Annotated in this window: 14 protein-coding genes and 1 other RNA gene; 7 read left to right on the top strand and 8 right to left on the bottom strand. The window is 59.5% G+C overall.

Translation table 11 applies throughout. The annotated features are described in order from the left end of the window. Positions 1-200 precede the first annotated feature (200 nt). A complete protein-coding gene (locus BUB72_RS15895) occupies positions 201-1619 on the top strand; it encodes a D-alanyl-D-alanine carboxypeptidase family protein (RefSeq protein WP_083588702.1) in 1419 nt (472 codons plus the stop codon). 7 nt (positions 1620-1626) lie between these two features. On the opposite strand, the gene BUB72_RS15890 is transcribed toward BUB72_RS15895, so the two are convergent. From BUB72_RS15890 to BUB72_RS15870, 5 genes are all read right to left on the bottom strand, one after another. Beyond that, positions 1627-3222, bottom strand: a complete 1596-nt coding sequence (locus BUB72_RS15890; protein ID WP_073145780.1) for an ABC transporter ATP-binding protein — start codon at positions 3220-3222, stop codon at positions 1627-1629. After that, on the bottom strand, positions 3219-4325 hold the full coding sequence (locus BUB72_RS15885; protein WP_073145778.1) for an ABC transporter permease: 1107 nt from the start codon (positions 4323-4325) through the stop codon (positions 3219-3221). The genes BUB72_RS15890 and BUB72_RS15885 overlap by 4 nt, the downstream gene beginning before the upstream one ends. Then, the gene (locus BUB72_RS15880) at positions 4322-5407 is read right to left on the bottom strand and encodes a microcin C ABC transporter permease YejB (protein WP_073145776.1); all 1086 of its coding nucleotides are present in this window, start codon (positions 5405-5407) and stop codon (positions 4322-4324) included. The genes BUB72_RS15885 and BUB72_RS15880 overlap by 4 nt, the downstream gene beginning before the upstream one ends. Positions 5408-5440: 33 nt before the next feature. After that, complete coding sequence (locus BUB72_RS15875; protein ID WP_073145774.1) at positions 5441-7342, bottom strand: extracellular solute-binding protein; 1902 nt, start codon at positions 7340-7342, stop codon at positions 5441-5443. Between the two features lie 172 nt (positions 7343-7514). After that, on the bottom strand, positions 7515-8039 hold the full coding sequence (locus tag BUB72_RS15870) for a c-type cytochrome (protein ID WP_073145772.1): 525 nt from the start codon (positions 8037-8039) through the stop codon (positions 7515-7517). A 107-nt stretch (positions 8040-8146) separates the two neighbouring features. Here BUB72_RS15870 and BUB72_RS15865 point away from each other — a divergent pair, with 107 nt between their 5' ends. Further along, positions 8147-8980, top strand: a complete 834-nt coding sequence (locus tag BUB72_RS15865; RefSeq protein ID WP_073145770.1) for a prephenate dehydratase — start codon at positions 8147-8149, stop codon at positions 8978-8980. Continuing rightward, on the top strand, positions 8973-9422 hold the full coding sequence (locus tag BUB72_RS15860; protein ID WP_073145768.1) for an NUDIX hydrolase: 450 nt from the start codon (positions 8973-8975) through the stop codon (positions 9420-9422). Before BUB72_RS15865 ends, BUB72_RS15860 begins: the two co-directional genes overlap by 8 nt. Here BUB72_RS15860 and BUB72_RS15855 read toward each other — a convergent pair. From BUB72_RS15855 to nudC, 3 genes are all read right to left on the bottom strand, one after another. Continuing rightward, complete coding sequence (locus BUB72_RS15855; protein WP_073145765.1) at positions 9391-9801, bottom strand: GFA family protein; 411 nt, start codon at positions 9799-9801, stop codon at positions 9391-9393. The genes BUB72_RS15860 and BUB72_RS15855 overlap by 32 nt on opposite strands. 102 nt (positions 9802-9903) lie before the next feature. Further along, positions 9904-10386 (bottom strand): SRPBCC family protein, encoded by a 483-nt coding sequence (locus BUB72_RS15850; RefSeq protein WP_073145763.1) that lies wholly within the window; start codon positions 10384-10386, stop codon positions 9904-9906. A gap of 27 nt (positions 10387-10413) precedes the next feature. Continuing rightward, positions 10414-11379 (bottom strand): NAD(+) diphosphatase, encoded by a 966-nt coding sequence (gene nudC / locus BUB72_RS15845; protein ID WP_073145761.1) that lies wholly within the window; start codon positions 11377-11379, stop codon positions 10414-10416. Between the two features lie 92 nt (positions 11380-11471). On the opposite strand from nudC, the gene ffs reads away from it, so the two are divergent. From ffs to BUB72_RS15825, 4 genes are all read left to right on the top strand, one after another. Then, an RNA gene (gene ffs, locus BUB72_RS15840) (signal recognition particle sRNA small type) lies at positions 11472-11570 on the top strand. Between the two features lie 66 nt (positions 11571-11636). Next, entirely contained in the window at positions 11637-12002 is a 366-nt protein-coding gene (locus BUB72_RS15835; protein ID WP_073145842.1) for a YidH family protein, read from the top strand. A 59-nt stretch (positions 12003-12061) separates the two neighbouring features. Next, positions 12062-13795 carry a DNA polymerase III subunit gamma/tau gene (locus tag BUB72_RS15830; RefSeq protein ID WP_073145759.1) on the top strand — a complete coding sequence of 578 codons (1734 nt, stop codon included), beginning with the start codon at positions 12062-12064 and terminating at the stop codon, positions 13793-13795. 76 nt (positions 13796-13871) lie between these two features. Further along, complete coding sequence (locus tag BUB72_RS15825) at positions 13872-14216, top strand: YbaB/EbfC family nucleoid-associated protein (RefSeq protein WP_073145757.1); 345 nt, start codon at positions 13872-13874, stop codon at positions 14214-14216. Positions 14217-14231: the final 15 nt, after the last annotated feature.

The raw sequence follows: 14231 nt of genomic DNA, 5'->3' as shown, positions 1-14231 counted from the left end.
TTTTTCCAAATATCTAGTGGGTCGCCACGACCCCGCCACTAGATGTGGGTGAGACACTTCAACGACACCCCCAAACTGCCTGAAACTAAACTGTTTTCTGAATCCGATCTTTGTGCTAGCGGTGTTTCAAAGGTCGGTGATCGGCTGAAAAATAATAATGGGGATGCAACGTCATTCCCGAGGCAAAATGGGCAGACGTCGTGGTTTTACGTCTTTTGAACGCAGTCCGTGTAGGACTGGTTATTCTTGTGGCATCCGCTTGGGCTGGGGCAACCTACGCAGCGCCCTATGCGGCGCTTGTGATCGACGCGCGCACTGGCGAGGTGCTTCACGCACGAAACGCTGACACGCGACTTCATCCAGCGTCTTTGACCAAGATGATGACGCTCTACGTCACCTTTGACGCGATCCGTCGGGGCGAGCTGACACTCGACACCAAGGTTAAAATTTCCCGCAAAGCCGCCGCCGAGCAGCCTTCGAAACTCGGCCTGAAGGCTGGCCAACGCATTGCAATCCGCTATTTGATCCGGGCCGCATCCGTGAAGTCGGCCAATGACGCTGCCACCGCGCTTGGCGAAGCCGTCTCCGGCTCCGAGGCCGCGTTTGCACGCCGTATGAATGCCATGGCCAAAGCCCTTGGCATGACCAACACCACTTTCAAGAATGCTCACGGTCTGACCGAAAACGGCCATATGTCCACCGCCCGTGACATGACAACCCTTGGTCGCCACCTGATCTATGACTACCCGCAATACTATAACCTGTTCTCCCGCCAGACGACTCATGCGGGTGTGAAGCAGGTATCCAACACCAACCGCCGCCTTTTGCAAAATTACAAAGGCGCTGACGGCATCAAGACGGGCTATACCCGTGCCGCTGGTTTCAACCTCGTCGCCTCCGCCGAGCGTGGCAACGAGCGTGTGATCGCCACCGTGTTCGGTGGTACATCCTCTGCCGCCCGCAATGCCCGCGTCGCCGAGCTGTTGGACATGGGCTTCAAACGCGCGCCCTCCCGCGCCAAGTTGAGCAGACCAACCCGTCCGAATCTTGCCGCACAGACCGTGATCGAGCCGAAGGTCATCAAGGTCGCCCCGACCATCACCGCGCGTCGCTCCAGCCCAAGACCGTTGCAGCGACCTGACCGCGCGCCGTCCGAGGACATGCTGCTCGCCATCGTGGAGAGCGTCGACAATAACGTCAGCCAAGCCCGTGCAGAGGTGGCGACCCGCGCCGCTCAAAGCACAGAACTTGCAAGCGCTGGAGCCGTCGTCACACCAATTCGGAAACCGCAAAACCTGGTACAAGCAGCCATCGACACCACGGAGCCCGCGCGCAAGCCCCAGCCCCGCCGGATCATCACCCGCGCCTCAACGTCAGGCGGGCGTCATTGGTCCATTTCTCTGGGCAACTACACCACGCGCAACACCGCCGAGCGGCTCTTGCTGAAAACGGCATTGCAGGAAATCGACACGCTGGACGAAGCGCTACGTAAGGTCGTAAATCGCCCGCGCGGATGGGAAGCCAATTTCGTGGGTCTGTCGCAAAATAAAGCCACCTTGGCGTGCCAACGCCTCAGCGCGCGCGGTCATGATTGTGAAGTGCGTGGCCCGGGGGCCTAAACGCCCCCTACTTCGCCTTTAGCTCCAGCGCGGCTGCCAGCAACTGCTGGGTGTAGGGAACTTTCGGGTTGGCAAACAGCTCTTCGCTGTCGCCGATCTCGACCACATCGCCCTGCTTCATCACGATCACCTTATGCGACATCGCCCGCACAACCTTCAGATCGTGGCTGATGAACAGGTAGGCCAACCCGTATTTTTGCTGCAAGTCGCGCAACAACTCCACAATCTGCACCTGAACCGTCATATCCAACGCGCTTGTTGGCTCGTCCAGCACAACGAGTTTGGGGCGCAGGATCATCGCGCGGGCAATTGCGATCCGCTGCCGTTGACCGCCTGAAAATTCATGCGGGTAGCGGTGCATCAAGTCGGGTTTTAGACCCACCTCTGTCATGATCTCGGAGACCATCTCGCGCCGGTCACGCCCCGGCTCGGTGCCATGAACGCCCAAGCCCTCGGCGATGATCTGCTCCACCGTCATACGTGGGCTAAGCGAGCCATAGGGGTCTTGAAACACGATCTGCATATCTGCCCGAAGCGGGCGCAAATCCTTGGATGACAGGCCCTGAATATCGCGGCCTTCGAACTGGATCGCCCCCTTGCTCGAAATCAGCCGCATGATCGCCAGCGCCAAGGTGGTCTTGCCAGAGCCGGATTCTCCGACGATGCCCAAGGTTTCCCCCGCACGCACCGACACGGTCGCTGCGTTGACTGCCTTCACATGGCCTGTCGTGCGCTTCAATAATCCCGTCTGAATGGGGAACCAGATGCGCAGGTCTTCGGTGGAAACCATCTCTTCAGCGTTTTCCGGCACGGGGTCGGGAATACCTGTGGCCTCCGCCTCCAACAAAAGTTTGGTGTAAGGATGCTGCGGGTTGTCGAATATTTCTGCCGTTGGTCCCATCTCGACGATCTGCCCGTGCTGCATTACGCAAACGCGGTCCGCAATCTTGCGCACCACGCCAAGATCATGGGTAATGAACAACAAGGACATGTTTTCGCGCCTTTTAAGGTCCGCGAGAAGTTCCAGAATCTGCGCCTGAATGGTCACGTCCAACGCCGTGGTCGGCTCGTCCGCGATCAGCAGTTCCGGCCCGTTGGCCAGCGCCATCGCAATCATCACCCGCTGCCGTTGCCCACCAGACAGCTGGTGCGGGTAGCTCGACAGGCGGCTCTCTGCGTCGCGGATGCCGACCTTTTCCATCAGCTCGATCACCCGCGCCCGCGCAGCCGCACCGCGCAAACCTTGGTGCAACTCGATGCTCTCGGTGATCTGCCGTTCCAGCGTGTGCAGCGGGTTGAGCGAGGTCATCGGCTCCTGGAAAATGAAGCTGATGTCGTTGCCGCGCACCTGACGCAACTCGCGCTCGCTCGCCGCAGTCAGGTCTTTCCCGTCATAACTAATCTGCCCCGTCACCGTCGCACTGTCAGGCAACAGCTGAACGGTCGACAGCGCCGATACCGATTTGCCCGAGCCGGACTCGCCCACCAAAGCCACGGTCTCACCGCGATCCACATGGAAGGACACGCCCTTGACCGCTTCGGTCACTTCACCGTCTTGGCGGAAGCTGACGGACAGGTCTTTGACCTCCAGTAGCAAACTCATTGGAAGGTCTTTCTGGGGTCAAACGCGTCGCGCACACCCTCGAAGATGAACACCAGCAGCGACAGCATCACGGCGAAGGTGGTGAAAGCGGTAAAGGCCAGCCACGGGGCTTGCAGGTTCTGTTTCGCTTGCAAAGTCAGCTCCCCCAAGGACGGGGCCGAGGATGGCAGGCCGAAGCCAAGAAAGTCGAGGGACGCCAGCATCCCGATGGTCCCCGTCACAATGAACGGCAGGAAGGTCAGCGTCGCGACCATGGCGTTGGGCAGCATGTGGCGGAACATGATTGTGGTGTTGGAAACCCCCAGCGCCCGCGCCGCGCGGACATATTCAAAGTTGCGCGCCCGCAGGAATTCGGCCCGCACCACACCGACCAAAGCGGGCCAGCCGAACAGGATCGACAAGGCGACCAACAGCCAGAAGCTTCGTCCAAGAATGGCGAACATGATGATGATGACGTAAAGGCTCGGGGTGGCCCCCCAGATTTCCAGCACCCGCTGGAAGATCAGGTCCGTGCGCCCGCCAAAGAACCCCTGCACGGCCCCCGCGGCGATACCGATAAGGGACGACACCACAGTCACCACAAGCGTGAACACAATCGACAGACGGAAGCCGTAGATCACCCGCGCCGCTACATCGCGCGAGGTGTTGTCTGTCCCCAGCCAGTTCGTCGCGTCCGGTGCCGCAGGCGCGGTTCCGGGGCGGTCGACAATGGTGGTGTAGCTGTAGGGAATGATCGGCTTGATGATCCACCCCTGCTCCACCGGCTCACCATTGAACGTACCAGTCGCGGCCTCTTCCATGACAGCTTCGGGATCGTCCCAGCAATCGTCGATGCCGCCAGTTTTGATCAAACACTGAACCTCAATATCGCGATAGATGGCTTCGGTCCGAGAGTCGCTACCAAATGTTGTCTCGGGATAGAACTCGATAAACGGGGTGAACAGCTCACCACGATATTTGATCAGGATCGGCTTGTCGTTGGCGATAAGCTCCGCACATAACGACAGCCCGAACAGGATGGCAAAAATCCACAGCGACCACAGCGCGCGACGGTTGCGCTTGAAATTGGTCCAGCGACGTTGGTTCAGCGGCGACAGCGTCATGTTTCGCGACTTTCAAAGTCGATGCGCGGGTCAATGAAGACATACATCAGGTCTGACAGGATGCCGACGATCAGGCCGATCAGCCCGAAGAAATAGAGCGTCCCGAACACCACCGGATAATCCCGCGCAACCGTCGCCTCAAACGCCAAGCGCCCCAAGCCGTCCAGCGAGAAGATGGTTTCGATAATCAACGATCCCGACAGGAAGATGCCCAGAAACAGGCTCGGGAAGCCCGCGATGACGATCAGCATCGCGTTGCGGAAGACGTGGCCATATAGCACCCGTCCCTCGGACAACCCCTTGGCCTTGGCCGTCACCACATACTGCTTCTTGATCTCGTCCAGAAACGAGTTCTTCGTCAGCAAGGTCAGCGTCGCAAACGCGGCGATGGTCGAGGCGGTCACCGGCAGCGCAATGTGCCAGAGGTAATCCAAAACCTTACCCACCGCACTCAGGTCGTCAAAATTGTCAGACGTCAGTCCACGAAGCGGGAACCACTGGTAATAGGATCCGCCCGCAAACAGCACCAGCAACACAATGGCGAATAGAAACCCCGGAATGGCATAGGCCACGATGATCAACGCCGAGGTCCAAGTGTCAAAGCTGGACCCGTCGCGGATAGCCTTGCGGATACCCAGCGGGATCGAGACGATATAGGCGATGATCGTCGACCAAAGCCCCAGCGTGATCGACACAGGCATCTTCTCCAAAACCAGATCAAGCACGCCGATAGAGCGGAAATAGCTCTCGCCGAAATCGAACCGCAGGTAGTTCCACATCATGTTCAGGAACCGCTCCAACGGCGGCTTGTCGAAGCCGAATTCTTTCTCCAGCTTGGCGATGAATTCCGGCGGCAGCCCCCGCGCGCCCTCATATTTGCTGTCGGAGCTCAGGCTCTCCAGCTGGCTGTCGTTACTGCCTCCCGAGAAGCCTTCAAAGACATCGCCCTGACCTTCAAGGTTTGCGATGATCTGTTCGATCGGGCCGCCCGGCACGAACTGCGTCAACGCAAAGTTCACGATCATGATCCCGATCAATGTCGGGATCACCAGCAAAAGCCGTCTGAGGATATATGCGCCCATGTTCGGGTCTTACCGCCTGTTTTTCCGACGCCTCTAGAGGGCGCCTTTTGCCTTCAAGGCCGCAGCCTTGTCGGCGTTATACCACCAAAAATCCAGATGACCCAAGGCCAGTGGCGGCAATTTTTCAGGATGCTCGAACATATCGTAATATGCGACCCAGAACGTGTCATTATACCAAGCAGGGATCATGATCCGCGCGGCGCGCAAGATACGGTCCGTAGCCCGTACCGCCGCCTGCATTTGGTCCAGCGTCTCGGCGTCCAGCATCTTTTTGATAAGTTCGTCCACTGCTGGTGAGCTATATCCCGACGGGTTGAACAGCGAATACTCCGCGTCTTCCGAGCCAAAGCGCTGCGAAATGCCGCTGCCTTCCTCGAAATAGTTGACGTAGCCGTCATAGACCATGTCCCAGTCAAACCCGCGCTCGCGGTTGGTGTATTGGGCGGGGTCCACGCGGGTATATGTCGCTTGAATGCCGATGCGTTTCAAATTTTCGATATAGGGCTGGATCAACCGGTCATAGGCCGGGCTGCCGGACAGGAACTCAAGCTCGAACGGCTTGCCGTCCTTGGACAAAATACCGCTCGCGTCGGCCTCCCATCCTGCTTCGGAAAACAGTGTGTTCGCTTTGCGCAGGTTCTTGCGGTCCAGCTGGCGCGCGCTGCTTTCATGGGCAACCACGACAGGCTCCGTCAGAACCGACTTGTCTTCCAGCATATGTTCCACCGATTTCAGATATTCGAGCTCCAGCCCTTCGGCGACGCCTTTCGCCTCCAGATCGGTATTCTGCCAGAACGAGTCACGCTGGGCGAACAGCCCGAATTGCAGCGTCTCGTTCGTCCAGGTGAAGTTATACATCAACTGTAGCGCCTCACGGACCCGAGGGTCATCGAACTTGTCTCGGCGCAGGTTGAACACCATGCCATAGGCGGGCGGCAAGTTGCCGTTCGGCAGCTCTGCCTTGACGACGGTGCCATCCTCGATGGCTGGGAAGTCGTAGGCTGTTGCCCACTTCAAAGAGCTGCTTTCGCGGCGAAACGTATACACGCCGCTCTTGAACGCTTCCAATGCGGCCGTGTCGTCCGCGAAATACTCGATGCGGATGCGGTCGAAGTTCCAGCGCCCCTTGTTGATCGGCAAGTCCGCGCCCCAATAGTCAGGGTTGCGCTCGTAGACGATCCTCCGCGGGGGGTCGACCACCACCGGAACGTAAGGGCCCGAGCCTATCGCCGCATTCAGCCGTGCCTCTTTGATGTTGGCATTGTTGTCCTCGAACCATTTTTGAGAAAACGCAATCGACACGCCCGCTTGGCTGATAAGGCCTTTGCGCGGAATGCCTTCGTTGAAGGTGAATTTGATTCGATGGTCGTCCAGCGCCTCGTAGCTTTTGTAATACTTCGACACGGCCTGCGCGAAAGATGGCAGGCCGTCGGTCAGGAAAGATTTCACGGTAAAGACCACGTCATGCGCGGTCACTGGTGTTCCGTCCGAGAACTTCGCCTCCGGTCGCAGGTTGAAGATCACCCACTCCTGGCTTTCGGGGTATTCCAGCGTCTCGCACAGCAGGCAATACATGCTGTAAGGATCGTCATCGACGGAGCCCATCAACCGCTCGTAAGGGAGGCTGGACAACGCGCCGCCGCGGCCTTTGCGGCTGAACGGGTTCATGCTGTCAAACGTACCCGGCGCCGATACCGATATTTCTCCGCCCTTGGGCGCGTCGGGATTCACATAGTTCAGATGCGGATAATCCGCAGGGTATTTCAGTTCGCCAAAGTCGGAAAAACCGTGCGACTTGATGATCGTCTCGCTTCGAGCCGCAGTGACCGAGGCCATCAAAGCTGCAATCAGGAGCAACCCCGCCCCCATCCAATTCAACCGGGCACCAGCGTGGGATCGGGATTTTACAAGAGCTTGCGGGTGGCGGTTCTTCATTTGGATCCTCCTGAGACCTGTCATCGTCACGACACTAACCAGTTAATCCAAAAGAAGTCGGATTTGTTCAACAATCAAGGCCGATTGCGCGATTGTGAGCGAAGCGGATCGACTTGGAACGAAAAAGGCCGCCCAATCGGACGGCCTTTCGGAAATCATGTCTACGCCGGACTTAGCCGCCAATTGTCTCGAGATATGCGATTAGGTTGGCGCGGTCTTCAATCTTCTTAAGGCCTGCAAAGCTCATCTTGGTGCCCGGCGCGTAAGCCTTGGGGTTCTCAAGGAACGCTTGCAGTTGCGCCGGCGACCATTCGCCTTCTTTGCCGATCAGCACGTCGGAATATCCGAAGTCACCAACAGCAGCAATATCACGTCCGACGACACCATACAGGTGCGGACCTGTGCCGTTCGCGCCGTCTTCCAGCTTGTGGCAGGCTTTGCACTTGGAAAAGACCTTGGCGCCTTTCTCGGCGTCGGACTGTGCCATCATCTCGTCGAAGTCTACTTCCACAACTTCTTCTTCGACTTCGGCCTCGCCACCTTCAACTTCGATAACATAGGCTTGCTGATGCTCGTCCCCGTGACCGCCTTCGCCGCCGTGGTAGATCAGGTCGGCAGCCCAGCCACCCAGCAGGAACACCAGAAGCGATCCGCAGAGCGCACCCAGAACTTTGGTCATTGTCATCGTGTCAAACATGTCTGTCTCTCACCCGTTTGGCGTTTCGGCGGTATGTATCGTCTTCCCATACGGTTCTGCAAGGGCTAGACACCGCGACTAAACGCCTTTTTGCGGGAAAATGCACTATGACTCAGAAAATTGCGTTCCAAGGGGAGCTCGGCGCCTATTCTCACGAGGCCTGCGTGCGTGCGCGCCCCGATATGGAGCCCCTGCCCTGCACCACGTTCGAAGAGGTGATCGACGCCGTCCGCACGGGCAATGCCGCCCTTGCCATGTTGCCTGTCGAGAACACAACTTACGGTCGCGTCGCGGACATTCACCGCTTGTTGCCAGAGTCCGGCCTGCACATCATCGACGAAGCCTTCGTGCGGGTGCGTATCGCCCTCATGGCCCCCAAAGGCACCTCGCTCGACAGCATCAAAACCGTGCGCGCACATCTGGTCCTGATCCCGCAGTGTCGCGCGTTTCTTGAAGCGCACGGCATCCGTGGCGAGGCCGCCGCCGATAGCGCCGGTGCTGCAGCCGAACTTGCCGCACACCCGGAAGCAGGCATCGGCGTGCTGGCCTCCGAGATGGCCGCCGACACCCATGGACTCGAAGTGCTTGCCCACGACATCGAAGACCACGACACCAACACCACCCGCTTCCTGATCATGTCGCCCAAAGCCGACATGTCGCGACGCGGTGATACGCATATGATCACGTCCTTCGTGTTCAACGTGCGCAACATCCCCGCCGCGCTCTACAAGGCGATGGGCGGCTTCGCGACCAACGGCGTCAACATGACCAAGCTGGAAAGCTACATGGTCGATGGCGAATTCACCGCGACGCAGTTCTACGCGGACATCTCCGGTCACCCCGATGATATCGGCGTCCAGCACGCGATGGAGGAGTTGGAGTTCTTCACCTCCGAGATCAAGATCCTCGGCACCTACCCTGCCGCCTTCGCCCGTGACTGAGCCGCGTCGCCCCAAACTCGGGGCGATTGCCGTGGTCGTACACGAAGGCCATACACTGTTGGTCCAACGCCGCAACGCGCCAAACGCGGGTCTCTGGGGCTTCCCCGGTGGCCATGTAGAACTCGGCGAGACCGCCCTAGAAGCGGCCGCCCGCGAGTTGCTGGAGGAAACAGGCGTCATCGCGACACCCACAGGCTACCTCACGAACATCGACGTCATTGCGCAAGCGGACGACGGCGTGGTGCAACACCACTATCTGCTCGCCGCTGTGCTCTGCACATACGTCTCCGGCACACCCGTCGCCGATGACGACGCGATGGACGCCGCTTGGGTACCGTTGGACGCCGCCCTGACAGGAGACCGCCCGATGTCCGAAAATGTGGACAAGGTGTTGCGCCTCGCCCTTGGCCTTAGCCAGACGGCGGCATCTGGGGAAACTTAGGCAGGTCGTCATTGATCCCATGCCATTTCGGCGCGGATGAGACGTAGATATGCATCTCCGGCTCAAGGTCGGAATTGTCGTCCAACGCGCCCAGCTTCAATGCGAAAAACGGCTCATGCGCTGGAATGCTCCATAACGGGGTGCCGCAGTCACCACAAAACGCCCGACCAATGGTCCCGCCACTGCTTCCCTCGGATTGAAAGATGGACGGTTGTCCTTGCGTGACCTCCAACCCGTCTTTCGGGGTCAGGGCGACGTAGTTCGGACCTCCGCCCGATGCTTTCTGGCACTTCGTGCAATGGCACATCCCGACACCGATAAACGGCGCGGTGATGGTAAAACGAATAGCGCCACAGGCGCAGCTGCCGGTTCGGGTCATTGGGAAACTCCTGCTCGATTGATTCGAAGGGGAGTTATAAATCACGCCTCCTGACAGGTATTGTCAGGAGTGATTTGCTTGACCGCAGAAACGACCTCACGCTCACGCGGTGGTTGCACGGAGCCCTTTTTTGTATCGGTCTTCCAGATCACTCGCGAAATGGGCGATCCGTGTTTTGTAGCGGCGGTTGAGCGTATTCCGCGCCAGTTTGGCCGATTGCATCAGCAAACGGGCAGCCAGAGTTTGCGGTCTGACGTCTAGCTCGATCCGCATTCGCGTGCGGGTCCGCGACATTGCCACCAGTTCCACCAGAAACGTCGCAGCCATGTTCTTTGTTGTTACGTCGAACAGCATCTGGTTTGGGCGGTCATATTCGACCAGCTTCACAACGAAGTCGCGCTTTTTGCTGCGCACGGTCGCGCGGGCTTTCCAAGACATGCCAACGCCAACGGCGTCCATTTTGTCGGTGCGCGAGACGTCTGCCCCGTGGCGCAGGATCGCGCGTTCAAACCCGTCGAAATCCGACAACATCCCGAAGACGTCGTCGATAGGTATCTCAAGATCTTCCTTGGTGGAAAATTTCATGTCGGCCTGCTCTTGCTTATCTTTCCTTTAGTCTAACGTATCCCGAAGCCAGTTAAGCAACAGGAAATGCGCGATTGCGCCTTTGCGGGCGGCTTTCATTTTCGGATTGTTGCCCGCAAACGTCTCCATCATCTCTTCGCGGGTGACCCAGATTGCGTCTTCAATTTCTACAGGGTCGATGGTGATGTCCGTACTAAGCGCATGACCACGACACCCGAACATCAGCGATGCCGGAAACGGCCAGGGCTGGCTCGACAGATACTCCACCTCGCCCACCCGAATGCCCGATTCCTCAAACGTCTCGCGGCGCACTGCGGCCTCGATGGTCTCCCCAGGCTCCACAAATCCGGCAAGGCAGGAATACATCCCCTCCGGCCACCCCGGAGAGCGCCCCATAAGAACCGAATTGCCATGGGTGACCAGCATGATCACCACCGGATCGGTGCGCGGGAAGTGGTGCGCACCGCAGGCGTCGCAATCGCGCTGCCAGCCCGCCATGGAAATCGTGCTTTTCGCACCGCATCGGGCGCAATATCCATGCGTCTCGTGCCAGCTGCCAATGGCTTTTGCCGCTGTAATCAACTCTGCATCGCGCGGCGTCAGATGCGTCATGATCGCCCGCAGCTCCGAGAACCGCTCGTCGTCGGGCAACCCCGGATAATACTGCTCGGACGGGTCAAGAAACTGGTTCAGCGTGTCCAAATTCTCGTCCGGCTCCCAGCCCGATATATCACGCGCAAACCGTGCGACCCCGTTGTCCAGACCCAAGAAGATCGGTGCTTCGTCCGCCTCGGAAAAAATCGGATGGTTCGCAGATTGCCATGCAGGGCGGTCCCGGTCTTCGCCGCCAATCAACGGCTTACCCCGCCAAACGGGCAACACACCCGTATCCGGATTGTCCAGCAATGAACTCAACGCGTCCGCATCGCCACGCAAATGCGCCGCGCGATCCAGCCCCGAGCCGCCAAAGGTAACCGTTTCCGCAAGTTTCACCGTAAGTCCCTCGTTTGATTGCTCCGCTTCTGGCACGGGAATACAAAGTTGGCAAACCTTGCGTTCGCGAGAATCTGTGCCTATATCGGTCTTGAGGGGTTGGCGCGGGCAAGTGCCTCGCCAACCTGGTCAGATCCGGAAGGAAGCAGCCACAACGAGCCCCACTTGGGTCGATGTCCAACCTCTCACCCAGCGCGCCTGATCTATGGCGCGCTTTCTTCTTTCCATCACCGCTCGAAGCCCTATCCTTGCCAATTATGAGCAAAGATAACCAAGACCTTGCCGAAGAGCGCACCGACTGGGCCGAAGATCGCACGATCATGGCCAACGAGCGTACCTTCGCCAGCTGGATGGGCACCGGGTTGGGCGCGATTGGCGTCGCCATCGGCCTGAAAGCCGTGTTCGGTGATTTCGACCCCACTTGGGCCGCCAAAGCCGTGGCCTCAATGTTCCTGATCGTCGCGATCCTGATTTTCTGGTCGGCGCAGAGGCAAGCCACCAAAACGTGGGACCGCCTCAATGAAACCAATGCCGAGGCGACCCCCAGCCGAAATTTCCGCTTCCTCGCCCTTCTGATGAGCCTCGCCGCCGCCGCCGTCGGCGCGGTGCTGTGGAGTCTCTAGTGGACCTCGCCGCCCTCGCGAATTAGGCTCTGGGGCGCACCCGAATCCAAGGAACTCCCATGACTGAAACGACCAGCGGCGGCTATCAGGTTCTGGCGCGGAAATACCGCCCTGCGACATTTGCCGACCTGATCGGTCAGGATGCCATGGTCCGCACCCTGAAAAACGCCTTCGACGCGGGCCGCATCGCGCAGGCCTTCATCATGACGGGCATTCGCGGCACCGGCAAAACCACCACCGCGCGGATCATCGCCAAAGGTATGAACTGCACTGGTGCCGACGGCACAGGTGGCCCGACCACGGAGCCTTGTGGGGTCTGCGACAACTGCGTCGCCATCGCCGAAGGCCGCCATGTCGACGTCATGGAAATGGACGCGGCATCGCGCACAGGCGTCGGCGACATCCGCGAAATCATCGACTCTGTGCATTACCGCGCCGCCTCCGCGCGCTACAAAATCTACATCATCGACGAGGTGCACATGCTCTCCACCTCCGCCTTCAACGCCCTGTTGAAGACGCTGGAAGAGCCGCCCGAGCACGTCAAATTCATCTTCGCCACCACAGAAATCCGCAAGGTTCCGGTCACCGTCCTGTCCCGTTGCCAGCGCTTTGATCTGCGCCGCATCGAGCCGGAGGTGATGATCGCCCACCTGCAATCCATCGCCGCCAAGGAAAACGCCGAAATTGCCGAGGACGCGCTGGCCCTGATCACCCGCGCCGCCGAAGGCTCCGTCCGCGACGCCATGTCCCTGATGGACCAAGCCATTTCCCACGGCGCGGGCGAGACCACAGCGCCGCAAGTCCGCGCCATGCTCGGCCTCGCCGACCGTGGCCGCGTGCTGGACTTGTTCGACCTCATCATGAAGGGCGACGCCGCGGGCGCGTTGCAGGAGTTGTCCTCGCAATATGCCGACGGCGCCGACCCCATGGCCGTGCTGCGCGATCTGGCCGAAATCACCCACTGGGTCTCCGTCATCAAGATCACACCAGAGGCCGCAGACGACCCCACCGTCGGCCCGGACGAGCGCACACGTGGCGCACAAATGGCCGAGGCGCTTCCGATGCGCGCCATGTCCCGCATGTGGCAACTCCTGCTGAAATCTCTCGAAGAAGTCGCCAGCGCCCCCAACGCCATGATGGCCGCCGAGATGGCAATCATCCGCCTCACCCACATGGCCGACCTGCCCTCGCCCGAGGAACTGGTGCGCAAGATGCAAGACACGCCTCCGCCGCCCGCGCCACCCGCGGGCACCACCGCCCCGCAAGGCGGCATGACCACCGCACGGGCGCAAACCCAAACGGTAAGCGCTGGCGGCGGCACCTCCGCCGCGCTGGACCTGTCGGCGGAAACCGCGCTGGCACACTACCCCACCTTCAACCACATCGTCGGCCTGATCCGCACCAATCGCGACGTGAAGCTACTGGTAGAGGTCGAAGGCTACGTGCAGCTCGCCCACTACTCCCCCGGCCGCATCGAATTCGTCCCCACCGACGACGCCCCCCGCGACCTCGCCGCGCGTCTCGGCGCCCGCCTGCAGCAATGGACCGGCCAACGCTGGGCCGTCACCTTGGTCAACGAAGGCGGTGCCCCCACGCTGGCCGCCGAACGCGACGCCGAGGCCAACGCACTCAAGGCGGAGGCAACTGAACACCCGCTGATGCAAGCCACCCTCCAAGCCTTCCCAAGCGCCAAGATCATAGAAATCCGCACCGCCGCAGACTTGATCCAGGAAGCCGCCGTCGAGGCGCTTCCCGTGGTGGAAGACGAATGGGACCCGTTCGAGGACGACTAGTCACACCCGCTTGTGGCCCCTATATGCCCTCTGTCATAAGCACCCCAAACACGATTTCTCAATTGGAGACACTCAGATGCTCAAAGGACTAGGCAGCCTCGGCGATATGGCCGGAATGATGAAAAAAGCCAAAGAAATGCAGGACAAGATGACCCGGATGCAGGAAGATCTGCAAAACATCGAAGTCCAAGGCGAAAGCGGCGCGGGTCTGGTCAAGGCCACAGCCACCGCCAAAGGCATCCTGACCGGTCTCGACATCGACCCGTCGATCTTCCACCCCGACGAAAAGGAAGTCGTCGAAGACCTGATCCTCGCCGCCATCAAAGACGCGCAATCGAAAGCCGCGGCAAAGGCCGAATCCGAGATGAGCAAGCTCACCGAAGAAATGGGTATTCCCGCCGGAATGAAACTCCCCTTCTAACCTATCATTGCTTCA

The organism is Litoreibacter ascidiaceicola (assembly GCF_900129235.1).
Taxonomy (GTDB): domain Bacteria; phylum Pseudomonadota; class Alphaproteobacteria; order Rhodobacterales; family Rhodobacteraceae; genus Litoreibacter; species Litoreibacter ascidiaceicola.
The sequence above is the reverse complement of the archived record's forward strand: the minus strand, read 5'-3'. Positions and strand labels throughout refer to the sequence as shown.